This window comes from Pseudomonas syringae pv. coryli str. NCPPB 4273 (genome assembly GCF_000972175.1).
GTDB classification, from domain to species: Bacteria; Pseudomonadota; Gammaproteobacteria; order Pseudomonadales; family Pseudomonadaceae; genus Aquipseudomonas; species Aquipseudomonas syringae.
In genome coordinates this window covers 44,455-69,099 of record NZ_AWQP01000018.1, presented here as the reverse complement: position 1 = coordinate 69,099, position 24,645 = coordinate 44,455, and the positions used below count along the sequence as shown (strand labels likewise).

The 24,645-nt window shown below is 59.9% G+C and carries 18 protein-coding genes; 7 read left to right on the top strand and 11 right to left on the bottom strand.

The features are described 5' to 3' along the window. Positions 1-292: 292 nt before the first annotated feature. The 6 genes from P406_RS09165 to P406_RS09140 all read right to left on the bottom strand — a co-directional run bounded on the left by P406_RS09165 (position 293) and on the right by P406_RS09140 (position 9,706). Positions 293-1,909 carry an inorganic phosphate transporter gene (locus P406_RS09165; protein ID WP_004410518.1) on the bottom strand — a complete coding sequence of 539 codons (1,617 nt, stop codon included), beginning with the start codon at positions 1,907-1,909 and terminating at the stop codon, positions 293-295. 125 nt (positions 1,910-2,034) lie between these two features. Next, positions 2,035-3,054 carry a transporter gene (locus P406_RS09160; RefSeq protein ID WP_004410520.1) on the bottom strand — a complete coding sequence of 340 codons (1,020 nt, stop codon included), beginning with the start codon at positions 3,052-3,054 and terminating at the stop codon, positions 2,035-2,037. A 171-nt stretch (positions 3,055-3,225) separates the two neighbouring features. Then, positions 3,226-4,047, bottom strand: coding sequence for an aldo/keto reductase (locus tag P406_RS09155; RefSeq protein WP_046236014.1), 822 nt, complete (start codon positions 4,045-4,047; stop codon positions 3,226-3,228). A gap of 106 nt (positions 4,048-4,153) precedes the next feature. Continuing rightward, complete coding sequence (locus P406_RS09150; RefSeq protein ID WP_046236013.1) at positions 4,154-5,785, bottom strand: methyl-accepting chemotaxis protein; 1,632 nt, start codon at positions 5,783-5,785, stop codon at positions 4,154-4,156. A 351-nt stretch (positions 5,786-6,136) separates the two neighbouring features. Further along, a complete protein-coding gene (locus tag P406_RS09145; RefSeq protein WP_010429686.1) occupies positions 6,137-6,745 on the bottom strand; it encodes a TetR/AcrR family transcriptional regulator in 609 nt (202 codons plus the stop codon). A 105-nt stretch (positions 6,746-6,850) separates the two neighbouring features. Next, on the bottom strand, positions 6,851-9,706 hold the full coding sequence (locus P406_RS09140; protein WP_235810292.1) for a PAS domain-containing hybrid sensor histidine kinase/response regulator: 2,856 nt from the start codon (positions 9,704-9,706) through the stop codon (positions 6,851-6,853). Positions 9,707-10,265: 559 nt separating this feature from the next. On the opposite strand from P406_RS09140, the gene P406_RS09135 reads away from it, so the two are divergent. Beyond that, on the top strand, positions 10,266-10,919 hold the full coding sequence (locus tag P406_RS09135; protein WP_046236011.1) for a TetR/AcrR family transcriptional regulator: 654 nt from the start codon (positions 10,266-10,268) through the stop codon (positions 10,917-10,919). Positions 10,920-11,006: 87 nt separating this feature from the next. Here the strand turns inward: P406_RS09135 and P406_RS09130 are convergent, their stop codons facing one another. The 3 genes from P406_RS09130 to P406_RS09120 form a co-directional block, all read right to left on the bottom strand. Then, positions 11,007-13,697: a beta-glucosidase gene (locus tag P406_RS09130; RefSeq protein ID WP_032698358.1), complete on the bottom strand. Its 2,691-nt coding sequence runs from the start codon at positions 13,695-13,697 to the stop codon at positions 11,007-11,009. A gap of 59 nt (positions 13,698-13,756) precedes the next feature. Further along, complete coding sequence (locus tag P406_RS09125; protein ID WP_032698359.1) at positions 13,757-14,005, bottom strand: hypothetical protein; 249 nt, start codon at positions 14,003-14,005, stop codon at positions 13,757-13,759. A 276-nt stretch (positions 14,006-14,281) separates the two neighbouring features. Next, on the bottom strand, positions 14,282-15,529 hold the full coding sequence (locus P406_RS09120; RefSeq protein WP_004410533.1) for an MFS transporter: 1,248 nt from the start codon (positions 15,527-15,529) through the stop codon (positions 14,282-14,284). Between the two features lie 73 nt (positions 15,530-15,602). On the opposite strand from P406_RS09120, the gene P406_RS09115 reads away from it, so the two are divergent. Further along, the gene (locus tag P406_RS09115; protein ID WP_004410541.1) at positions 15,603-16,298 is read left to right on the top strand and encodes an ArsR/SmtB family transcription factor; all 696 of its coding nucleotides are present in this window, start codon (positions 15,603-15,605) and stop codon (positions 16,296-16,298) included. Between the two features lie 55 nt (positions 16,299-16,353). On the opposite strand, the gene P406_RS09110 is transcribed toward P406_RS09115, so the two are convergent. Next, positions 16,354-18,507 (bottom strand): TonB-dependent siderophore receptor, encoded by a 2,154-nt coding sequence (locus P406_RS09110; RefSeq protein WP_046236010.1) that lies wholly within the window; start codon positions 18,505-18,507, stop codon positions 16,354-16,356. Between the two features lie 234 nt (positions 18,508-18,741). Between P406_RS09110 and P406_RS09105 the strand changes: the two genes are divergently transcribed. From P406_RS09105 to P406_RS09090, 5 genes are all read left to right on the top strand, one after another. Further along, positions 18,742-20,301 (top strand): cryptochrome/photolyase family protein, encoded by a 1,560-nt coding sequence (locus tag P406_RS09105; RefSeq protein WP_082100751.1) that lies wholly within the window; start codon positions 18,742-18,744, stop codon positions 20,299-20,301. After that, positions 20,298-20,441 (top strand): DUF2256 domain-containing protein, encoded by a 144-nt coding sequence (locus P406_RS27420; RefSeq protein ID WP_003315231.1) that lies wholly within the window; start codon positions 20,298-20,300, stop codon positions 20,439-20,441. The genes P406_RS09105 and P406_RS27420 overlap by 4 nt, the downstream gene beginning before the upstream one ends. A 146-nt stretch (positions 20,442-20,587) precedes the next feature. Beyond that, positions 20,588-21,016, top strand: a complete 429-nt coding sequence (locus P406_RS09100) for a DUF2231 domain-containing protein (protein ID WP_003368607.1) — start codon at positions 20,588-20,590, stop codon at positions 21,014-21,016. Beyond that, complete coding sequence (locus tag P406_RS09095) at positions 21,013-22,305, top strand: PQQ-dependent sugar dehydrogenase (protein WP_004410548.1); 1,293 nt, start codon at positions 21,013-21,015, stop codon at positions 22,303-22,305. Before P406_RS09100 ends, P406_RS09095 begins: the two co-directional genes overlap by 4 nt. Before the next feature lie 328 nt (positions 22,306-22,633). Then, positions 22,634-23,833, top strand: coding sequence for an MFS transporter (locus P406_RS09090; RefSeq protein ID WP_046236009.1), 1,200 nt, complete (start codon positions 22,634-22,636; stop codon positions 23,831-23,833). A 62-nt stretch (positions 23,834-23,895) separates the two neighbouring features. Here the strand turns inward: P406_RS09090 and P406_RS30490 are convergent, their stop codons facing one another. Continuing rightward, the gene (locus P406_RS30490; protein WP_438810554.1) at positions 23,896-24,603 is read right to left on the bottom strand and encodes a methyl-accepting chemotaxis protein; all 708 of its coding nucleotides are present in this window, start codon (positions 24,601-24,603) and stop codon (positions 23,896-23,898) included. Between the last annotated feature and the right edge of the window lie 42 nt (positions 24,604-24,645).

Here is a 24,645-nt window from a genome sequence, read left to right as displayed (position 1 = left end):
CGCCCTGTCACTGATCCGGGGGTCGCCGCAACGGGCCATCCATGGCCCGGTGCGGCTAGCCTGGCGTCCTGCCAGGCTACCCCCGGATCAGCGCCAGGACTCAGCCGTCACTTACGTCGCACTCTGCGTCGTCAGTGCCATCGCGGTCGAAAAGCACTTCGTTGAAAGCGGCTGGTGGGTAAGTCGTAGCATTGCTTTCGCATCAAAGATTGTTGACGCAGAGCGTCACGAACGGCATGCCGACGCGGAGCGTCGGCATAATAGTCAAAGGGGGGGGCGGGCGCAGCAGGCATCAGAACAGCTTGCTGAACACCCAATACAACGAACCTGACAAGAGGATCGCCGCCGGCAGGGTCAGCACCCAGGCAGTGGCCAGATTACGCAGGGTACGCATTTGCAGACCCGAGCCATTGGCGACCATCGAACCGGCCACGCCGGACGACAGCACATGGGTTGTGGATACCGGCAGCCCATACATGTCCGCCGCGCCGATCGTGAACATCGCCACGACCTCTGCCGACGCGCCCTGAGCGTACGTCATGTGCGTCTTGCCGATGCGCTCGCCCACAGTCACCACGATACGCTTCCAGCCGACCATCGTGCCCAGCCCCAAGGCGATGGCCACGACAATCTTGACCCAGGTCGGAATGAACCGCGTGGCACTGTCGATCTGCCCCTTGAACGCCTCAAGCTTGGTCTTGGTGTTCGCGTCGAAATCGCCGACCTTGTTTTTCTCCATCAGGCGGATGGTTTCCGAGGTCAGGTACATGTCGTTACGCACGTTGGTCACAGCCTCGGCAGGCACCTTCGACAGCGAGCCATAACTGGCGACCTGATCGCCGATCTTGCCCGCCATCACCGCCAGCGCAGGGATCAGTTCAGGGCTTGCCTCCTTGCTGACCAGGTAATCCGACAGCGTCTTGCGCGCATCCCCGGGCGCCGGTTGAGGGACGCTGCGGATCAGCGCCTGCTGGGTTACTTCAGCCACGGCAGCGAACTGGGTAGCCTGTTCGGCGGGCATGGTGCGGTTCAGCGCATAAGCCATCGGCAGGGTGCCGACCAGAATCAACATGATCAGGCCCATGCCTTTCTGCCCGTCGTTGGAGCCGTGCGCGAACGAAACGCCCGTGCAGGTCACAATCAGCATGGCGCGAATCCACAACGGTGGCGGCGCATTACCTTCCGGGGCTTTGTACAACGCACGGTTCTTGATGAACATGCGCATGGCCAGCAACAGCAACGCGGCACAGCCGAAACCCACCAGTGGCGAGAGCAGCAGTGAGTAACCGATCTTGGTGGCCTGCGACCAGTCCACGCCGCTGGTGCCGTCGCGGCCGTGCATCAGGGCGTTGGCGATGCCGACGCCGATGATCGAACCGATCAGCGTGTGTGACGAGGACGCCGGCAGACCCAGCCACCAGGTGCCGAGGTTCCAGATGATCGCCGCGATCAACAGCGCGAAGATCATCGCGAAGCCCGCCGATGAGCCGGTTTGCAGGATCAGTTCCACCGGCAGCAGGGCAATGATGCCGAACGCCACCGCGCCGCTGGAGAACATCACGCCGAGGAAATTGAAAAAGCCCGACCAGACCACGGCAAAGCCGGGCGGCAGGGAGTGGGTGTAGATGACCGTCGCGACCGCGTTGGCGGTGTCATGAAAGCCGTTGACGAATTCGAATCCCAGCGCGATCAACAACGCTACACCCAACAGCACGAACGGGGTCCAGGTGGTGACCACCGTGCCCATGTCGTCAACGTCCTGTTTGAGGCTGTAGCCGGTGAACAGCAAGCCTGCGATAAGTATCGTGAAGAAAAGTATCATGGTCATTCGGCTGGGCTTGCGACCGAATTGACTCGTGGACAGGCTCGCCTTGCCGAGAGCGTCTGGAGACAGTGCGTTTGTAGCCATGTTCGCAATCCTGCATTGAAAGAATATTGACATGGTCATTGCAAAATGTGACAGCGGTGAGACATGTAACAATTGATTGCGCTTTTGCGCCGGTTTTCTGACAACCGGCGAGTGCGTTTGCTGAGTCAGTAGTCGCCGCGTTTGCGGAACGCCCAGCGCCCGGCGACCAGCGTGAAGGTCGCGACCAGTGCCACCAGAATCCAGAAGCCCTCAGGGTCGGACGCCAGCGGCACGCCCCCCACGTTCATGCCGAAAAAGCCGGCAACGATGTTGATCGGCAAGGCCAGAACAGTCACCACGGTCAGGGTAAACAGGGTTCTGCTGCTCTGTTCGTTGAGGTTGGCGGCAATTTCTTCCTGCAACAGTTTGATGCGCTCGCCCAGCGCCGTAAGGTCATTGATCACCAGTGAGGACTCTTCGATGGACTGACGTAATGCCTGAACATCCTGTTCGCGCAGCCATTGCGGAGGTTTGTGCAACAGGCGCATCAACGAGCCGGGCTCCAGCGCCAGCAGGCGTTGCAGACGGACCAGCACCCGGCGCATGGCGCCGAGTTCGGAGCGATTGTTGCTCAGTCGCTGCGAAAGCAACTGGTCTTCAATGCGGTCGACGTTGACGCTGGTCTTGCGCAGGAACTGCGTCAGCACTTCGCCCTGGTCGCTCAGCAGGTGGGCGAGGAGCTCCAGCGGTGAGTCGAATTGCTCGCCGCGCTTGACCGCCGAGCGCAGCTTGTCCACCGAACGCAGCGGCTGCAGCCGGGCGGTGATCAGCAAACGCTGGCGGGCACAGACCCACAAGGTGGAGATGTCAGTCGAGAGTCTGTTGAAGTCGAACACCACATCGTTGACGACCGCCAGCAGCGTGGTATCCACGTGCTCGATCCGCGTCGAGCGCGAGCCCTCGTGCAAGGCTTCGAAAAACTCTTCCGGAAGATCCAGTTGGGTTTTCATCCAGCGCTCGCAGGCCGCGTGCGAGAGGTTCAGGTGCAGCCAGATGAAGCCGTTTTCTTGGGGAGGGTTTTGCAGGTAATCCAGCGCGGCGGCCGAGCCGATTTCCTGGCCACTTTCACCGTGGCGAAAACGGAAGCCGTAGAGCAGGCCGAAAAGGTCTGAGTCCTGATGGTGGTGAGCGATACTGTGGTTCATGGCTGTCCACGTGCGGCCTGGCCCGGGCAGGGAGGCGAAGGCCGCATGATGACAAGGCGTTATTTCATATTTGTGACAGCTTGTTGCCGGGTGTGTCATCTGTCATATCGGCAAGCGGCTGCATGGGCAGCCGTTCAGTCAATCGACAGCTCGCTACCGCATTGACAGCGATCAGACCATCGCCAGCGGCACCTTGCGAGTGGGCGCAGGCCATGCCAGATCGATATCGGCCAGGTCGCGCTCGGTCAGACGAATCTGCTCGGCAGCGATGTTCAGACGAATGTGTTCCGGGTTGGTCGCCTTGGGAATGGCGATCATGTTGTCCTGACGCAGCACCCACGCCAGAGAAATCTGCGCCGGTGTTGCATCGTGGCGCTTGGCGATTTCATACAGGGCAGGGTGGTAGAGCAGATCGCCAGCCTGGCCGATCGGGCAGTACGCCATCAACGGCAGATGACGGTCTGCGCTCCACAGCATCAGGTCGAACTCGATGCCGCGTTGCTCCGGGTTGTAGAGCACCTGATTGGTGGCACAGCGCGGGTTGTTGAGTTCGATCATGTCCGGCACGTCAAAGTTGGAAACACCCCAGGCACCGATTTTGCCCGCTTCACGCAGACGCTCGAATGCCTCGACCGTCTCGGTCAGCGGGTACTGACCGGGCCAGTGCAGCAAGTACAGATCGATGTAGTCGGTGTTCATGCGCCGCAGGCTGGCTTCGCACGCGGTCGGAATACCGGCGCGGCTGGCGTTGTGCGGGTAGACCTTGCTGACCACGAATACCTTGTCCCGCTGTCCGGCGATCGCTTGCCCGACAATTTCCTCGGCAGCGCCATCGGCGTACATCTCGGCGGTGTCGATCAGGGTCAGGCCCTGTTCGATACCGAGACACAGACCGGCAATCTCTGCCGAGCGCTGATGCCCTTTTTCACCCATGTGCCAGGTGCCCTGACCCAGCACTGGTACGGTTCTGCCTGCCAGTTCCAGTGTGCGCATGTGACCCCCTGCAATTTAATAAGCAACTAATGAGCGGTTGAATAAGCAGGTCTCAGGCAACAAGAGGCGCACGAGGTTCCGTGCGCCCGCCCATCGCCATGCACATTTAAACCCGGAACTGCTTCAGCAAGGTGTTCAACTCTTCGCTCAACCCACGCAGGTGCAGACTGGCCGAAGTCGATTGTTCGGCGGCCAGTGCGGTGCTCTGGGAAAGTTGCGCGGCCTGGGTGACGTTCTGGTTGATGTCATCCACCACGTGCGTCTGCTGCAGAGTGGCACTGGCGATGGAGGCGTTCAGGCTGTTGAGGTTGCGCAGCGCCTGACTGATGGAGGTCAGGCTCTGGCCGGCCTGATTGGCCTGCTCGATGGTCAGTTGCGAGGAGCGGCTGCTGTCGCCGATCACCCTGACCGCGGCATCGGAATGCTTTTGCAGGCGTTCGATCATTGACTGGATCTCTGCGGTCGACTTCTGCGTACGCTGGGCCAGCAGGCGCACCTCGTCGGCTACAACGGCAAAGCCGCGGCCTTGTTCGCCGGCCCGCGCTGCTTCGATGGCGGCGTTCAGCGCCAGCAGGTTGGTCTGCTCGGCAATCGAACTGATCACTTCCAGTACGCTGCCGATCTGCGTGCTCTCGCTGGCCAGACTCTGCATCACTTCCACGGCCTGACCGATGGTGCTCGAGAGGTGTTCGATCTGGCGCAGGCTGTTATCGATATTGATTTGACCCTGCTGCGCCTGCGACTCGGCATCGCGCATTTCGCTGGCGGCATGTTCAGCGTTTTTGGCCACGTCCTGCACGCCGTAGGTCACTTCGTTGACCGCGGTGGCTACCAGGTCCATCTGCTGCGACTGCTTCTCGCTGCGGCTCTGCGCCTGTTCGGCATCGCTGCCCAGATCAGTCGAGGCCTGGCCCAGCGCCACGGCCGAGTGCTGCAACTGACCGACGACATTGCGCAGCTTGGCGACAAAGGCATTGAAGTGCGTACCCAGCTCGGTGATTTCATCCCGGCCATGGGTTTCCAGCGTGCGGGTCAGATCACTCTCGCCACTGGCAATGCTGGCCATCGCACCGACCGCCGCTCTGAGCGGACGCACGATACTGCGCACGATCGTGACCAGCAGCAAGACCATGATCAGCACGATGCCGGCGATGAACATCCCGGCGTTCCACAGTTGGGTCTTGAACTCGGCCGCGACGTCATCGACGTATACGCCGGACCCCAGAATCCAGCCCCATGGCTGAAACAGCTGCACGTAGGAAGTCTTTTTCACCGGCTCGCTGGCACCGGGCTTGGGCCAGCGATAATTCACCATCCCGGCACCCTTGGCTTTGACCAGCGTGACCATTTCGTTGAACACCGCAAAACCGTCCGGGTCCTTGATGGTCGACAGATCCTGGCCTTCGAGCTTGGGGTTGGTGGGGTGCATGATCATCACCGGGCGCAGGTCGTTGATCCAGAAGTAGTCGCTCTGGCTGTAACGCAGGCTCTTTATCTCTTTCAAGGCCTGCTGTTGCGCAGCCTCGCGGGTCATGCCGCCTGCGGCTTCAAGCCCCTGATAAAACGAGAGGATGCCGCTGGCGGTCTGCACCACATGCATGGTTTTCTCGGCCTTGGCCTGGTACAGGTCGTTATGCAGCTGCCTGAGCAGCGTCGCCGAGAGGACGAAGAGCATCAGCACTGAAACGACAAGAATCAGCCACAGACGGAGACTGATGGACAAACTGCGCATACCCATGATCGGCTTCCCTTGCATTATTTTTCTTCTGATCACCCCGATCCGCACAGCGCGCGATTCGGGGTCTTTCAAGCATCTCGGCGGGTCATGATCAAACATGAGCGGTCGGTCACACTTTTTAACGGCGTACGCCGGTATGGCGAAAGGCTTACAGCAACAGGCGCAATTGGCTCTATCGACGGACCCTCAGGGAATGTAGGATCCAATTCAACAGCTGCAGCGAAGGAACGCCGCAGTGATCAGGGAGGATCGACCATTGCCAGGAGGCTACTGACAGGATGTCGGAATGGTCATGTTGCAAAACCACCCGCTTCGGCGGGTTTTTTGCGTCTGCAGCAAAGCAGGGTGGGTTCAGCGGTCCGGCTCGCAGCCCTTGAGCACCAGCCTGAGGATGGTCCGGGTTGCCGCCTCGTAATCGGCGTCCTGCAGTTTTGCCTTGCCGGTGACCGTTGCGATCTGCCAGTCGAAATCGGCGTAGGTCTGGGTCGCCGCCCAGATGGTGAACATCAGGTGGTGAGGATCGAGCGGGGCGATCTGTCCGCTGTCGATCCAGGCCTGGATGCATTCGATGTTGTGCCGTGCCTGGCCATTGAGCTGTTCGATCTGCTGCGCTGTCAGGTGCGGGGCGCCATGCATGATTTCGCTGGCGAACACTTTCGAGGCGAAGGGCAGGTCGCGGGAAATCTGGATTTTCGAACGGATATAGCGGCTGAGGACTTCGGCAGGTACTCCTTCCGGGTTGAAAGGCGTCGACGCACGCAAAATGGGCTCGATGATGCTTTCCAGCACCTCGCGATAGAGGTTTTCCTTGGATTTGAAGTAGTAATAGACGTTGGGCTTGGGCACACCGGCCTTGGCCGCGATATCGCTGGTCTTGCTGGCGGCGAAGCCCTTGTCGGCGAATTCCTCGCTGGCAGCGCGCAGGATGAGTTCTTTGTTGCGCTCGCGGATACTGCTCATGACCCGGTTATTCCCTTGCCTGCATGGCGGTCGCGCATGTTAGCACCGGGTTTGCGCAGCGCTCAATGTTGACGGCCCGGGGCAGGGTTGCAGCGGGCCGTCTACTCAGGCGCTCATCAGTTCCTGGACTCTGGCGGCCAACGCTTCAATCGCAAACGGCTTGGTCAGTACGCGCATTCCTGGCCCGAGCTGTTCGTCACCGATGGCGGCGTTTTCCGCGTAGCCGGTGATGAACAGGGTCTTCAGATGCGGGCGGACCTCGCGTCCGGCATCGGCCATTTGTCGTCCGTTCATGCCGCCCGGCAAACCCACGTCAGTGATGAGCAGATCGATATGCACATCCGAACGCAGCAGCTTGAGGCCGGCCAGGCTGTCGGCGGCTTCGATCAGCGTATAGCCCAGGTCGCCGAGGGCATCGGTGAGCAGCATGCGCACCGTGGGTTCGTCGTCCACGATCAGGATGGTTTCCCCGGACTTGGTGAACTCGAACGGTGCCTTGTGCACATCGCCTTCGTCCTTGGCCGCAGTACCTTCGTAGCGGGGCAGGTACAGTGATATCGCAGTGCCCTTGCCGACTTCCGACTGAATGAGCACGCGTCCGCCAGACTGATTGGCAAACCCGTAGATCATCGACAGACCCAGCCCGGTGCCCTGGCCAATGGGCTTGGTGGTGAAGAAGGGGTCGAATGCCTTGGCGATGACATCGGGTGTCATGCCGGTGCCGGTATCGGTCACGCATAGCGACAGATAATGGCCCTCGGGCATATCGTGCGCGCGTGCCACATCGCCGTCTATCCAGCGGTTGCTCGCCTCGATGGTGATGCGCCCGCCGTCCGGCATGGCGTCGCGGGCGTTGATGCACAGGTTCAGCAGCGCGTTTTCCAGCTGGCTGGCGTCGACCAGTGTCGGCCACAGCCCCGTGGCACCCAGGGTCTCGACCACGATGCTGGGGCCGACCGTGCGCTGTATCAGGTCGGTCATGCCTTTCATCAGCCTGTTCACGTCGGTCGGCTGCGGGTCCAGGGTCTGGCGTCGAGAGAAGGCCAGCAGCCGGTGCGTCAGGGCTGCTGCACGTTTGGCCGCGCCCTGGGCCGTCACAATGTACTTGTCGACCTCGCCCCAGCGGCCTTGCTCGATCCGGGTACCCATCAATTCCAGCGCGCCGGAAATACCTGCCAGCAGGTTGTTGAAGTCGTGGGCCAGGCCACCGGTCAGTTGCCCGACCGCTTCCATTTTCTGTGACTGGCGCAGTTTCTCTTCGGCCTGCATGAGCTCGGTGGTGCGCGCTGCCACGCGTTGCTCAAGTGTGTCGTTGAGGGCCCGCAGCGCGGCAGTGGCACGGTCGCGTTCGGCTGCCAAGGCGCGTCGTTCGTCAACGTTGATGAGCACGCCGGGGAAGCTCAGTGGCGTGCCATCCTCGGCTCGGTCGACCCGGCCGTTGGCTTCGATCCAGTAGTAAATGCCATCATTACGACGAACACGGTATTGGTGGGCGTAAACACGCCCGCTGGTGATGACCGCATTGATCGCATGGATCAGGCCTTGCTTGTCTTCCGGGTGAACAGTGGCAATGACTTGTTCCAGGCTCAAACCTTCACGGCCCAGCGCGGGGTCCAGACCGAAGGCCTTGGCGAAGGCTTCATCGACGGTAAAGCGATCGGTTGGCAAGTCCCAGTGCCAGGTTCCGATGATCGCACCGGCGGCCAGGGCGAGCTGAACGCGGTCGATGTTTTCACGCGCGACGGCCTCGCTGGTGCGCAAGCGCTCCTCGGCGTCGCGTCGTGCCGTCACATCGCTGAAGATGACCGCAATCTGCCGATCAGCCGGTTCACCGACACGCACCGCCTTGACTTCGAACCAGCGTTCGAAAGCTTTGGCATAGTTCTCGAAGTTGGCTGGTTCACCGGTTTTGGCGACGTTGCCATAGGCTTCGAACCAGAACCGCTCCAGGTCCGGCGCGAACTCGGTCACCCACTTGCCGCGCAGATCGACGCCGGCCTGACGTTCAAAGGCGGGGTTGGCCTCGATGAAGCGGTAGTCCACCGGGCTGTCATCGGCATCGAACTTGACCTGAATGATGGCGAATGCGGCTTCGATGGTCTCCAGCATGGCCCTTGAGCGCTCTTCGCTCTGGCGCAGCGCGGTCTCGGCCTTGCGCATCTGCGACATATCGAGCATTGCGCCGATCATGCGCACCGCCTGGCCGTCGATATCGCGTATCACATGGCCGCGGTCCAGCACGTCGGCATAGGCCCCGTCCAGACGACGAAAGCGGTATTCGTCCGTCCAGGCAGTGCCATTGCCGTCGATCACGGCATGAATGGAGTTGTACACGCGGGTACGGTCGTCGGGATGGATCTGGCCCATCCACCAGTCACCGGAGTTGTCCAGGGTTGCCAGCGGGTAGCCGTAGGCCTCTTCCAGCGCGTCGTTCCAGAGCACCAGGTTGGCTGCAAAGTCCCAATCCCAGATCGCGTCATTGGTCGCCTTGGCGGCGAGCCGGTGTCGTTCCTGGGCTTCTTCGGTCGCGCGGCCCGCCAGATGCTCGCGGGTGCGGTCGCGCAGGATCTTCACGAAGCCGAGGTGCGTATGCTTTTCATCGTAAAGCGGCATCATTTCGCCTGATGCCCAGAACAGCTGGCCGCCCTTGCGCAGGTGCCAGCGCTCGTCCGATGCCCGGCCTACGCTCAGCGCAAGCTGCATTTCATGCTCGATACGATCGTTGGCCACGTCCTCGGGCGTAAAGAAACGTTCGGCGCTCTGGCCAACCATCTCATCCTGGGTCCAGCCCAGAACCTGCTCTGCGCCCGGGTTCCAGTCGGTAATGATGCCGTCGCGATCGGTCAGGATCATGGCGAAATCCATCGCACTGTCAAAGACTGCGCGCTGGCGTGCCTCGCGGCCGATGGCTGCGGGTCGACAGGTATTCGTTGCGGCGTCGATGCCGGCTTCTTCAAGCATTCTGCGCAGGTCCACGATCTGCGTTTCAAGCTCTTCTCTTGTCAGGTCTTTCAGAGCGCCTCCCGCTCACACGTTATGTTTGGCATGGGCGGGCACTTGCCGGTGGCCTGCTTTGCACGTTGAAATCCGCTCGTTAGTCAGCTCTGCATTTGCCCGTTTGCCCTCGGCAGGCTGCACCTGATGTGCGTCGTTCTATGTCGATCACCATACAGTCATTGCCGTGCCTGGACTCACTTCCTCTCCTGACTGCACCGCAGTGGCTGTGTCAGTGGACACCTGCAGACGAATCGGGTTTCGACGGATCAGGCATTTAAAGCAGCCATCGTGTCCTGAGCTGATTCAGGAGTATGTTCAAGACGTGGCAAATTGCCCGGGTATTCATCGGCCTTTTTGCGGCTTTCTTTAGAGGGCATCAGGCCATGGGAACAACTTTGTTCGCAGGCTGCGCACATCGCTCATGACCTGATGCGAATTGTGCTTGCGGAGCAGCCTTTTTTCAGGGGTTCTGCGGAGCACATGCTAGGATTTACCCTTTCGTTATGCGAAACGTGCCCTTCGTATGTCCATCGATGCAAACAGTTCCGGTACACCTGCCCCAGCCAAGCAGCCTGCAGCCAAACGTCGCCTGCCCAAGGGCGAGGTGCGCAAGGCCGAAATCATCAAGGCGGCCATGACCCTCTTCGCTCGGGATGGGTATGCCGGCGCCTCGCTGACCAACATTGCCAAGGTGGCAGGTCTTTCTCAGGTCGGCCTGCTGCACCACTTCCCGACCAAACTGGTGCTGCTGCAAGCTGTTCTCGAACATCGCGACCAGTACATTGCCGGCCGGCTGCAGGATGCCGATCAGGTCGCTTCTCTGCAGGGGTTCCTGTCGTTTCTGCAGCAGGTCATGAGTTTCAGTATCGAAGACGCCGCGGTCAGCCAGGCGCTGATGATCATCAACACTGAAAGTCTGTCGGTCACGCATCCTGCACACCGCTGGTTCAGCGAGCGTTTCGCAATTGTGCATGGTCATCTTCAGGCGCATCTGAAGTTGCTGGTCGAGGCAGGCGAAATTCGGGCGGATATTGACGCAAGGCAGATCAGCCTGGAGATAGCCGCCATGATGGACGGCATGCAGATTCAATGGCTTCGATCGCCAGGGGATGTGCAGATAGAGCAGGGGTTTGCCAGGTTTCTCGAGCGACTGGCGCGGGATCTGGCTGCACGCTGAGCTGCGAGCATTGGCCAGGCAGGCATCGGTGGTCCTGTCGACCACCGATGCCTTTGGCTTGGGAATGTTGCTTGGGATGAATGTTGCTTAGTAAGCCTGTTCTGCCTTGACCTGTACGGCCTTGCGCAGGGGGATCGGCAGCGGGTTGGAGTCGCGAGTGGTCAATTGCTCCGGGTACAGCGCTACAACCGTGCGGTCGAGCGCCAGGTTTTCCGAGTCCTTGCCCACCAGCACCTTGAACTTGCCAGGGTCAACGTTCCAGCTCACCGAGTTGGCTGAGTAGTACGCGAACGAGCGCGAGTCCAGCGCAATGGTCACGGTCTTGCTTTCGCCAGGCTTCAGGTAAACCTTGGAAAAGCCCTTCAGCTCTTTCTCTGGACGATCAACCAGCGGCTTGGAAGGCTGCACGTACAACTGAGCCACTTCAAAACCGGCCTTGTCACCCGTGTTGGTAACCGTGAACGACGCTTGAATGGTCGCGCCCGGTGCCAGCACGTTGCTCGACAGCTTCAGATCGCTATACGCATAGGTGGTGTACGAAAGCCCGAAACCGAATGGGTACAGCGGTTTGGTGTGCTTCTTGTCGTAACCGCGATAGCCCAGGTACAGGCCTTCGCTGTAGCTCATTTCGACAGGCGGGTTAGGGCTGCTGAAATAGTACGGCACCGGGTTCGAGTACGATGCATAGCTCGGATTATCCTGCGCCTTCTTGTCCAGCGTGATCGGCAGTTTGCCCGACGGATTGACCTTGCCGAAGAGGATTTCAGCCAGTGCCTGGCCGCCCTGTTGCCCTGGATACCAGGCGTGCAGAGAAGCGGCTACCTTGTCAGCCCACGGCTGCATGTCCATGCCACCGCCACCGTGCAGTACCACGATGGTTTTCGGGTTGGCTTTCTGAATGAAACCGATCAGCTCGGACTGGAATTGCGGCAGTTCGAACGGACGATCGAGCGACTCACCCTCGTATTCGAAGTTATTGCCGGCGGCTACCACGACAGCGTCGTAATCCCCCAGGTTCTTTGGTGGACGCAACGCTGCCCAGCTCATCTGCACGCCATTCATGCCGCCCAGTACCGGGGTGAAGTTGCCCTTGAGCCGGCGGTATTCGAGGCGCACGTTGTATTCGCTGCCGGCCTTGAGATTCGGTGTCTTGACGGTGCGCGGCACGACTGGAATCAGGTCGAACGAGACTTGCGAACCCTCGTCCTCGAGCACCAGTTCATCATTGATCCAGAGTTTATAGGCACCGTCCGCACGCACCTTGAACACCTGAGGACCGGTGATCGTCGGTTTGATCTTGCCGGTGAAACGGGCAGAGAACGCGCCAGGCGCAGGGGTATAACCGCTGACTGTGCTGGCACCGTTATCGGTCACGTTGGTACTGGTAATCCAGTCCAGGTTGACGCCCGGCTCGATGCGGGTTGCCACAGGGTCGCCGGACAGCGAGGTGTTGGCGTAGTACTCGGCTTTTACGCCGGTGTTGCTGATCGCCTGCTGGTCACTGCCTGGCTGATACCAGACCGATGATTTGGGGTTCAGGCTCATCTGTGGCAGGTAGTCCACATTGGAGGGGTCAGACGCCAGTTGCTTGAGTCCGCTCACTTCGGTGACATAGCTGGCCGGCGCCGAATAGGCGGTGCCGAACGGCGCGGTCGGCGGCTGCATGGCCATGTCGCCAATCACGGCGATCTTCGCGTTTCTGGACAACGGCAGCAGAGGCTTCTGTCCGTCCACTGGCTCGTTGCGCAGCAGGACGATCGATTCTCTGGCCACGTTCAAGGCCGCCAGCTGACCGTATTCACGATGCTCCAGTGGCTGCGCCTTGTTGATCCCCTTGTCAAAGCCGTAGCTGACCAGCGCTCTCAGGTTCCTGCGCACCTTGTCGTCGATCACGTTCTGGTGCAGTTGACCATTCCAGACATAAGGCAGCAGTTTGGCTTCGGTAAACTGAAGGCCGCTCGGCATGTCGATATCGGTGCCCGCCCAGGCACCCTTGAAGGCGTCCTGAACCGAGTTGAAATCGCTCATGACGTTACCCTGAAAGCCCCATTGGCCTTTGAGGATATCGGTGATGAGGTGATGGTTTTCACACGCGTATTCGCCGTTGATCTTGTTGTAGCCGCACATGATCGAGGCGATATTCGAGTTCTTGACCAGCGATTCGAAGCCCGGCAGGTACAGCTCCTGCATCGCCCGTTCGTCGATCTTTACATCCAGATAATGACGGTTCGCTTCCTGCTCGTTCATCAGGTAATGCTTGGCGGCCGCCTGGATGCCTTGAACCTGGATACCGTTGGTGACGGCAGGTGCCAGTACTGCGCCGAGAAACGGATCTTCGCCGCTCATGTACTCAGCCGCCCGACCGTTGAACGGCGTGCGGTACAGGTTGATGGCCGGCGACAGCATCTGCTGACCGCCTGCGATGCGGGTTTCGTAGCCGATGGCCAGACCGAACTCCTTGGCCCGGTTAATGCTCCAGGTGGCCGCGAGTGCTGACGGGGAAGGGTACTGCGCACCGAACGTCTTGCCGCCGACCAGTACGCCCATGGCCGAGTCATAGGCGACCGTGCCTTGGAGGTTGAACTTGTCCAGCTTCGGAATCATGCGGCCGTCATCAACGCGCGAAAAATTGATTTTTTCCGATTGCGTCATGTTGTCCAGCATCGCGCCTACGCGCGCTTCCACTTCATTGCCGGTCATCGGCGTGACAGCGAATACGCTGCCTGCCTGGGCGATACCGAGCGCCAACAGGCTCAGGCCCAGGCCTTGTTTGATCATGGACACGGAGTTATTCCTTACGTCATTCATAGGTTGATCGGTTGCAGTCAGTGGGTCACTCAGTGGTCTTCATTGCCGGCAGGCGCGTCCGCAGTGTCGATCGGTGCATCCACCACCGTTTGCGCGCCACTGGGCGTTTTCTGTACGGCAGCGTCGGCACCGGTGATCTGCTCACGCTGTGCGTCGACTTCTGCGCGGCGCTCGCTCGACGTGGATGGCAGCGGGTTCTGCCCGTCAGCGGCAGACACCGGGAGGGCGGCAAGGGACATCAGTAAAGTGGCAACAACAGGCAGCAGGGGGCTGGCCATCGAGAGAATCTCCAAACAGAAATATGAAACAGGCAGACAGGCAAGTCAGCAGCTCAGGGCCGCTGACAGTTCATTCAAGGCGTGCGTGACAAACAGAAAAGTTGCTGAAAGGTAAAATACACGAATGTAATTTTATATAGTTGAAATTGGTTAAAGTTAAATAGCGGCTATTTTGTTTTAGTTTTGTTTTAATTTCAAAATATAAATTCAATAGGCAATATTTTATGGTTTTTGTGTTTTTACAGGCATTAATCTTCTTTTTAAAAAACAGAGTGATCACTCTGTTTTCGGGGGTTTAGATGGTTTTCCATGGGGTCGCGTGCTGATGAGCGCAAGTATTGCTGACGCCTGAATACTGGCAGTGAGTGCCAGTATCACCACGTCGCTGTCAGGCCCGTCGAATAAAGTCCGGACGCCACCGAAGAAGGCTGGCGCAAAGGCGTAGCAACCTTGAGCGATGGCGACGATCAACGTCACCACGCGCGCAACCTGATGCCTGGGAAATTCCGCTTGGGCAATCAGGGGAGGCAGTGATGTCGCATTGCCGATACCCACGCCGAAAAGAATCATGCCGGCCCATAACAGGGCAGGGCTTGTGCCGATAAACATCAGCACCACACAGCCCAGGCCCTGGCAGGCGTAACTCAGGCAGGCGACGTGGCGTCTACAGGTTCCTGGCGCTAACAGCCTGCTGGACAGAAATCTGCCGAAGATAGCGCTGCAGGTAGCAACACCCATGGCCATACCTGCGGTCTGTTGTGTGACGTGATCAATCAGCAGCAGGAACAACTGGCTGATCAGGCCGATCTGCGCAAACAGCCCGAGCGACATGGCTGCCGTCAGCGTGATGAATGGCCGGCTACTCCGCAACGTTATGGGTGCAGTGTCCTGCAATGGAGGCAGGTCGGTGGCTGTCTGGCGAATGTCGTCGGGGTGCTGACCCAGATGTTCAGGCCTGAACCGGAACACACCGAAAGCGAGGAGCGCGATCACGACTGTTGAAAGCACACCCACCACGATCGCCGCGAGGCTGAACCCGAACCGGTCGATCAGGTACACCCAGCCCGACGAAAAGACCACGCCGCCGATGCTCGCGCCGTTATAGGCCATCGCCAATGCGCCGGGGCGTTTGCTGACAAACCATGGCGAGATTGTGGCGTTGACCGCCGCCGCACCCATGGTTACCCAACCGAATCCGCTGAGAGCCGCCGCGATAAATAGCTGCCAGGGCTGATTGGCGATCGACCAGCCGTACACACCGACAGCTAGGGTTGCCGCCCCTGAGACCGTAATCCACGGCAGGCCGTACCTTTTGTACAACGCAGGCAGGTTGACCACGACCAACGTACCTGCCAGAAAATGCACCGTGACCGCAGCCGAGCACAGCGCTGTCGACCAGCCGGTTCTCTGAATCACGGCATACATGAATATCGGCGGACCGTAAAAGCCGATGCCCCAGCCAAACACAGCCATCAGAAACGTGGCCGCGACGACTTTTCTGCCGAAAAAACTCGATTGACGCATGGGTGAATCCCTTCAAGTGGTTTGGCAGCAGTATGATGACTGCCTACGAGAACACTTCATGGATGGCTGAACTATGGATGTTGAAGCGGCAGACCTTTCGCTGGCGGCAGTGGCGGGTGCCATTGCTGACCCTGCACGATCCCGAATGCTTTGTGCGCTACTGGACGGGCATGCACGAACCGCGACCGAGCTGGCGGCGCTAGCCGATACAGGCGCATCGAGCGCCAGTGGCCACTTCGCGCGTTTGCGTGAGCAGGGGTTGGTGGAAATGCTCGTGCAGGGGCGGCATCGTTACTATCGACTGGCCAACGCGCAGGTGGCGCAAGCACTGGAAGCCTTGCTGTTGCTGACTCGACACAGCGCTGCGCCGTTCAAACCCAACACGCCTTCGGCCTTGAGACAGGCCCGAACCTGTTACGACCATTGCGCCGGAGAAGTCGCCGTCAAGTTGCACGACGCCTTGCTCAAGGCCGGCTGGTTAAGTGAGCAGGGCAAGGATTATGTGCTCAGTGAACAGGGTGCCGAATCACTGAATGCGCTGGGCATTGACGTGGACGCAGTACGTCAGCAGCGCAGACGTCTGGCCTACGCCTGCCTGGACTGGAGTGAACGCGCCCCGCACATCGGCGGCGCGTTGGGTGCGGCGCTGCTGGAACTGATGCTCAAACGAGGTTGGGTAAGCCGCCATCTGGATTCCAGAGCACTGCAGCTGACGCCCAAAGGAGCAGGCGGGATGGCGAAGGCGTTTGGTCTGGATGGCGGTGCGTAACCGCTCAGGTAACCACGCTGCTACCGAGCATGCCCGGCAGCAGCGTGGCTCAGGTTCAGAAGCTGTACTTGGCCGTCAACGCATAGCTGCGCGGGTTGCCGTACACGTCGGTGGAACCCCATACCGAGCTTGCGCCAATTGCCGTGTAGTAGGTGCGGTCGAAGATGTTGTTGGCGTTCAGTTGCAGGTCGAGGTTCTTGCTCACCTGATACCCCGCCATCAGGTCGGCGACGGCGTAGCTCCCCTGTTCCAGGCGATAGCTGCCATCGGTGAGTGCGATGTCGTTGTACATGCGGCTCTGCCAGTAAACGTTGCCACCGACGCGCATTTTCTCCAGTGCACCCTGCAGGCGATAGACCGTCGAGACCTTGAACAGATGCTCGGGTGTGTCGGTGTCGAAACGCTGGTTCTTTTTCGTTGGATCAGCATCCTTGAGGTAGTGGGTACGGGCGTAGGTGTAGCCTGCACCGACTTGCCAGTTCTCGGTCAGCGCGCCTTGCAGTTCCATCTCGATGCCCTGGCTGCGTACCAGGCCGGCAGCGTCGTAACAGGTCAGAACCGCGCAGCCCGCCTGAGTCGGTGACTGGGTCTTGAGGTTTTTCTGGTCGATCTGGAACACCGCCAGGGAAGTATTGAGAGCGCCGTTGAAGTATTCACCCTTGATACCGACTTCATAGTTTTCACCCACCACCGGCTTGAGCACCTTGCCGGACAGGTCCTGTGCGCTCTGCGGCTGAAAGACGTCGGTGTAGCTGGTGTACAGCGAGTGGTGTTCATCCAGCTTGTAGATCAGGCCTGCGTAGCGCGTCAGGTTACGGGTGACTTTGTAGTCTTCATCGCCGACGCGGTCATCGTAGTCGTACCAGTCCAGACGGCCGCCGAGGATCAGGGTCAGCGGATCGGCCAGGCTCAGGCGTGTGGTGAGATAGACCGCATCCTGAGTAGCGATGCTATGCGTCTTGCCATTGCGAACGAAGTCCGGCTTTGGCGCGCCGATGGGCAGGCCGGTGTCGTAGGGGCTGTACTCGTTGCTGGTCTGGTCGTACACGCGCCGGCTGGTGCCGACCACCACTTCATGAGTGCGGCCGAAGGCCTCGACCGGCCCACTGGCGTAGGCATCGAAGGCGGTCTGCTGCTCTTCCGGCTTCGACTGGTAGGCCGTGGTTTCCAGCGGGCCGTTGTAGCGAGACAGGTAGGTCCCCGAAAACAGACCGTCCAGCGACGAGCTCGAGCCTGCTACGCGCAGCTTCCAGTCGTTGTCGAAACGGTGCTCCAGCTCACCGAACACGGTGTCTATCCGGATTTTCTTGTTTTCCCAATCCGACCCGGAATAGGTGGAGCGCGGCAGGTTCAGGTGGTGACCATCGACGCCCAGGGGCAGGCCGCCCCAGAAGTAGTTGGTCTGATCTTCCTGACGAGACAGGCCCAGGGTGGCAGTCGTCGCGTCGCTCAGATCGGCTTCGACCACCCCGTAGAACACGCCGTGATCGCTCTTTTCCTTGTCGCGGAAGCTATTGGCATCCTGGTAGGAACCGACTATCCGGCCGCGAACCGTGCGGCTGTCGTTCAGTGGGCCAGACGCGTCAAACACGCCACGGTAATCGTCCCAGCTCCCGACCGTGCCGGTGAGGGTGACCTGTGGCACGGCGGTAGGACGTTTGCGCACCATATTGATCGCTGCCGAAGGATTGCCAGACCCTGTCGCCAGGCCAGTGGCACCCCTGATCACCTCGACATGATCGAACATGGCCAGATTGGGTTGAACGCCTGCCGTGTAGCCCGAATAAGACGCGGGCAGGCCGTCGTACATGATGTTGTCGATGTCGAAACCGCGCGACGTGTAGGTTTGCCGACCCGGCCCGCTGGACTGGTCCAAAAACAGTCCCGGCGTATACCTGACCACATCATTGATGCTGGTCATGGCCTGATCGTCCATGCGCTGACGGGTGACGACCGTCACGGCCTGCGGCGTTTCACGAATGGTCAGCGGCAACTTGGTCGCGGTCTGCATCGGGCCGGTGGTGTAGGACTGACTGCCTTCGGTGGTGGAGCCAAGTTGATCACTGCTGATCTGCGTGGCGCCCAGTTCCATGGTCGTGGCGGGCTGTTCCTCAGCGGCAAAGGCTGCCTGCGTGGTGGCAGCCCAGATGCCCATGGCCAGCAGACCCGGTGTGAAACGATTACTGCGTTGTGATTGTTGCCCCGACATGAACCCGACACTCCCTCGATGCCCTCCATGGCAGGATGATAATAGTGTTGATAATGGTTCGCATTAGTGTGACAGGTTGTTTCGCACAGAAAAAGATACTGCGAACAAATAGTTAACAAAATTTTCACATTTCACGTTGAGGTCGCGCGTGTGTCGTCTTAAGAGTCTGATGGGTATTCCATCGAGAAGCGCTATGAAAATCTTGTACATGAAATTACATTGGTACAATTTTTTATGACTGCGGAGCCTCTTACATTGACCCAAGCCTCTCGTCTCCACCTGATCCTCGGCGATCAGCTTTCCTTCGATCTCGCATCCTTGGCGGGGCTGATCCCCGAGCGCGACACGGTCCTGATGGTCGAGGTCATGGAAGAGGCGAGTCATGTGCCGCATCATCCGCAGAAGATTGTGCTGATCTTCAGCGCCATGCGTCATTTTGCCGAGGCGCTGCGTGAGCGTGGTGTTCGGGTGCAGTACGTCATGCTCGATGATCCGCAGAACACAGGGTCGGTGCCGGGTGAGTTACAGCGCTGGCAGGCCCTGTTGCGAGCAGAAGAGCTGCACATCACCGAGTGCGGCGACTGGCGTCTGGAGCAGTCGATCAAGGACTGCGGGTTGCCCATCCAGTGGCACGCCGATACGCGCTTTCTCTGTTCCCGTGACGAGTTCTCGTCGTGGGCGCACGGCAAGAAGCAGTTGCGCATGGAGTTCTTCTATAGGGAGATGCGCCGCAAAAGCAGGCTGCTGTTGAACGGCGACGGTACGCCGGTCGGTGGTGCCTGGAACTTTGATGCCGAGAACCGCAAGGCGCTGCCCAAGGGCGTAGCGGCGCCTTATCCGGTGCGCTTCTCGGCAGACGGGATCACTCGCGACGTGCTGACATTGGTAGCTGAACGTTTTGCCAGTCACTACGGTTCGCTGGATGATTTCGATTACCCGGTGACGCATGTCGATGCACAGGCGCTGTGGGACTACTTCCTCGACTATGGCCTGGCCGGTTTCGGCGATTATCAGGACGCCATGGCCACTGGTGAGCCTTTTCTGTTTCATGCCCGGATCAGCGCGGCGCTGAACATCGGGCTGCTGGATTTACGCCAAGTGTGCAGTGACGTTGAATCCGCGTACTGGTCGGGCAGGGTGGGGCTGAATGCCGCCGAAGGTTTCATTCGCCAACTGATCGGCTGGCGTGAGTATGTGCGTGGCGTCTATTGGTTGAAAATGCCCGATTACGCGGGCGGCAATCTGTTCGGTAACAGCCGGCCGCTGCCCGAGTTTTACTGGACCGGCGAAACCAAGATGAACTGCATGAGTCAGGCGATTGGCCAGAGCCTGAAGCATGCCTACGCCCACCACATTCAGCGACTGATGGTGACCGGCAACTTTGCCCTGCTTGCCGGCATCGTGCCGGAGCAGATCTGCGAGTGGTACCTGGCGATCTACATGGACGCCTTAGACTGGGTCGAGCTGCCCAATACGCTGGGCATGGTCATGCATGCCGATGGCGGCTATCTGGGTTCCAAGCCTTATTGCGCCAGCGGCCAGTACATCAAACGCATGTCTGACTATTGCCGCGGCTGTGCGTACAAGGTCACTGAAAGCACCACTGAGGATGCCTGCCCGTTCAATGCGCTCTACTGGCATTTCCTGATGCGTCACGGCGACCTGTTACGTCGCAATCAGCGCATGGCAATTATCTACAAGAACCTTGATCGCATGGCTGAGCCCAGGCAACAGGCGCTCTGGGAGCGCGGCGAGCATTTGCTGGCCAGACTGGATGCCGGAGAGGCGCTTTGAAAAAGAACGAGCTGCCGGTCAAAACCTGTGTAGTCTGCGGGCTGCCGTTCACCTGGCGCAAGAAGTGGGCGCGCTGCTGGGATGAGGTGCTTTATTGCTCTGAGCGTTGCCGGCGAAACAAGCGCACGGCACGCGAGTAGCGTTTTCAAAATATTTCGAAATGAAAAGCGCTGAACTATCGCTTGCTCAGCATGATCCTTCCTTATGCGCATTCAGCGCGACCCTGACCTGCCAGTGCATCCGCACTGAGTTTTGATCCAGGGTCGCCGAACGAAAAGGAGCCGTCATGACCGTAACCACCCATCCCGTCTACCGCTACACGCCAGGCCCGCTACATGCGACCTTGCTTGCCGGAACCGTGCCTTTGTTTCTCGGTGGCTTGCTGAGTGATATTGCCTATTACCAGACGTTTCAGGTGCAGTGGAGCAACTTTGCCGCCTGGCTGATTGCCGGAGGCCTGTTGTTCTGCGGGCTGGCGTTGCTGTTCGCGTTGGTCAATCTGGTTCGCGCCGATCACAAGGCCGGTCGTCCCGTGGTGTACTTCCTGTTGTTGCTGGTTACCTGGGTGCTGGGTCTGGTCAATGCCTTCGAGCATGCCAAAGACGCCTGGGCGGTCATGCCGTCCGGCTTGATCCTGTCGGTCATCGTCACTGTTCTGGCCTGCGTTGCGACATGGACCGGGCTCACCAGCCTGCGTTCCGGAGGTGCAGAATGAGAAATATCCACGCATTGACTGCATTGAGCATGGCGCTGCTGCTGAGCGCCTGCGGTGGTGAAGCCGACAGCACTCAGGCGCGCGGACCGGACCCGAAGCTGCCGGACCCGCAACGCGGCCTGTTGCCGAGTATGAAGATTGCCGAACCGACCGCATGGGGCGATCAGAAGCCTGCCGTGCCTGAGGGGTTCAGCATCACGGCGATTGCCAGTGATCTGAATATTCCGCGCCAGTCCATCGTCCTGCCCAACGGCGACATCATCGTTGCCGAAGGGCGCGGCGGCAGCGCTGCCAAGCTCAAGCCCAAGGACGTGATTGCCAGCGTCATCAAGGCCCAGGGCAACACCAAGGTCAAAAGCGGTAATCGTCTGACACTGCTGCGGGACGCGGACGGCGACGGCAAGTACGAGCTGAAGACGGTCTTTGCCGAGAACCTCAATGCGCCTTATGGCCTGGCCTTCGCGAACGGCAAGCTGTACGTGGCCAACCAGGATGCGCTGGTCAGCTTCGATTATCAGGAAGGTCAGACCAAGGCCAGCGGTGAGCCGACCAAGGTCACCGACTTGCCTGCGGCGATCAACCACCACTGGACCAAGTCGCTGACCGTCAGCCCTGATGGCCGTTACCTGTATGTCGGTATCGGCTCGAACAGTAACGTGACCGAGCGCGGTATGGAGGTCGAGATCGATCGGGCAATGGTCTGGCAGATCGACGCCGCCACCGGTGCCCACAAGCCTTATGCGACCGGTCTGCGCAACCCGACGGCACTGGCGATTCAGCCGGGCACCGGGCAGTTGTGGACGGTGGTCAACGAGCGTGACGAACTGGGGCCTGATCTGGTACCGGATTACCTGACCTCGGTGAAGGAGGGCGCGTTCTACGGCTGGCCTTACAGCTATTGGGGCCAGAATGTCGACACGCGTGCCCAGCCGCAGAATCCGGCCAAAGTCGCTGCGGCGATCAAGCCTGATTACAGCCTTGGTTCGCACGTCGCCGCACTGGGCGTGTCGTTCTCGATCCCGGCGATGGGCGACAAGTTTGCCGATGGCGTGTTCGTTGGTGAGCACGGCAGCTGGAACCGCGATAACCCGGTGGGTTACAAGGTGATCTTCGTGCCGTTCAGCAATGGGCGTCCTGCGGGCGAGCCTGTGGATTTCGCAACCGGTTTCCGCGGAGCTGACGGCAAGACTCGCGGCCGGCCAGTGGGCGTGACGGTTGATCCGAAAGGCGCACTCATCATCGCTGACGACCTGGCAAACACCGTCTGGAGAGTGACCCGCAACAAGTAGGTCACATGACCTGAGGTCGTTGTTGAGTGATCGTTCCCAAGCGCTGCTTGGGAACGCCGTTCTTGACGCGGAGCGTCGGCACGATAGTCGATGATTGATCGTTCCCATGCTCCACGTGGGAATGCCGTTTGTGACGCTCTGCGTCACCCATGCAACCTTGCCGCGGAGCATCGGCCTGATGGCCCGTCTTCGCGGGACTTGCCTCGCGTCATCCACACAAAATTCTTTCGCAAGGTGGCTTCGATACGGGCTTACACGTTAGGGTTGGCCGCTTACACGCGCTGGCCCGAGCGGCCGGTCGCTGACATTCCCGAATTCTGGAACCGCTGTGAGTCGCTTTGAAACCGCTGGAAACGTAGAAACAAAACCCGCTTCATGGTGGGCCGTTGGCAGCGTATCGCTTGGGTCGTTCGCCACCGTTACCACTGAATTTCTGCCGGTCGGGCTGCTGCCCGATATCGCTCGCGACCTGGGAACCAGCATCAGCCAGACAGGCTTGATGATGGCCGTTCCCGGCATCCTCGCGGCCATCTCGGCACCGTCCTGTATTGCCCTGTTCAGTCATGTCGACCGCAAGCGCCTGTTGCTCGGGCTGCTGTCGATATTGCTGGCATCCAACCTGATCGTCGCGTTGTCCACGCACTTCTGGCTGACCCTCGCAGGCAGGGTCCTGCTCGGCTTCGCGCTGGGGGGATTCTGGACGATTGCCGGGTCACTCGGGCCGCGCTTGAGGCCCGGCAAGGAGGGCGTCAAGGCCACTGCTTATGTGCTGGCGGGCGTCTCGATTGGCACTGTCGCCGGGATTCCGGCCGGTACGTTGATCGGTGAAGCCTTCGGCTGGCGGGCCGCTTTTGAAACAGCGGCAGTGGTCACGGTGGCAGTGGGGTTGTTGATCGCAACTTTCCTGCCTGCGTTGCCGGGCGAGCGTTCCGCAGGCATCAGCCAGATGCTGTCGCTGGCTGGCGAGCAGCGCATTCGTCGCATGTTCGCTGCCGCACTGTTGATCTATGTCGGGCACTTCGCGGCTTACACGTACCTCGCGCCCTTCGTGCAGGAATTCGCGCATATTCAGGGTCAGGCCCTGGGCGCATTGCTCTTCGCGTTCGGCCTGGCGGCGGTTGCAGGTAATCTGGCCGGTGGAGCCCTGGCGGCCAGAAGCGCGCCGTCCTCGGTGCTGATCATGACCCTGCTGATGCTGGGTTCGCTGACGGCGCTGCTGATGTTCGTCGGTAACCCGTGGCTGCTCTGGCCGGTGATTCTGGTCTGGGGGTTCGCTTTCGGGATGATCCCCATCACCACGCAGATCTGGTGTTTCGAGGCCTCCAATGATCGTGTCGAAGGCGTTCAGGCGTTGCTGGTCTGTGTGGTGAATCTGTCAATTGGCGGCGGGGCGTTCATTGGTGGTGTGGTGTCCGGTCGGGCCGGCTTTACCGCTGCCATCGTGATCGGTGCGGTATGCGCTGCGCTGTCCATGCTCACCGTGATGCTGGCGATGCGCAGCTCGAGACCGGTCAGTTGCACAGACTGATCTGCCGATAACGGAATACCGCGGCGATGCCGAATGCATCGTCGCGATACCTCATCACACCCTCAGCCTGCCTTGAAAAATGCGACTTTGCGGGTCAGGCGATCCGCAAGCTGTGCGAGCTCCTCACTGGCGGTTGCCACCTGCTGCGATCCATTGGCAGATTTGAGCGTCGAGTCGTGGATGCTGGTGATATTTATCGCAACGTCTTCTGCCACCGCACTCTGTTGAACCGACGCGCTGGCGATCTGCGCGTTCATGTGATTGATCGCACTCACTTCCTGATTGATTCTCGACAGGGCGCTTTGGGCATTGCGTGTCTGTTCCACGGCACGATTGACCAGTTCACAGCTGTCGCGCATGTTCTGTGCCGCAGTTTCAGTACCACCCTGCAGCGTGCTGATCATGTTCTGAATCTCCTGGGTCGACAGCTGGGTGCGATTGGCCAGCGAACGAACCTCATCGGCCACCACCGCAAAACCTCGGCCATGCTCGCCCGCGCGGGCGGCTTCAATGGCCGCGTTGAGCGCCAGCAGGTTGGTTTGTGAGGCAATCGAGTTGATCACCTCGATCACCTTTTCGATCTCCTCGCCGTGCCGTGAGACCCGCTCCACGGTGCTGGTCGTTTCAGTCAGCGTGGCCGCCAGTTGTTCGATGGCAGTGGTCGTGCCTTCGACGAGCGTGTTGCCGTTTGCCACCTCACTGTCAGCCAGACGTGCAGCGTCTGCGGCCTGCGCTGCATAGCCCGACACTTCACTGACCGTCGCGGCCATCTCGCTGATGGCGGTGGCCACCTGTTCGGCTTCACGGGTCTG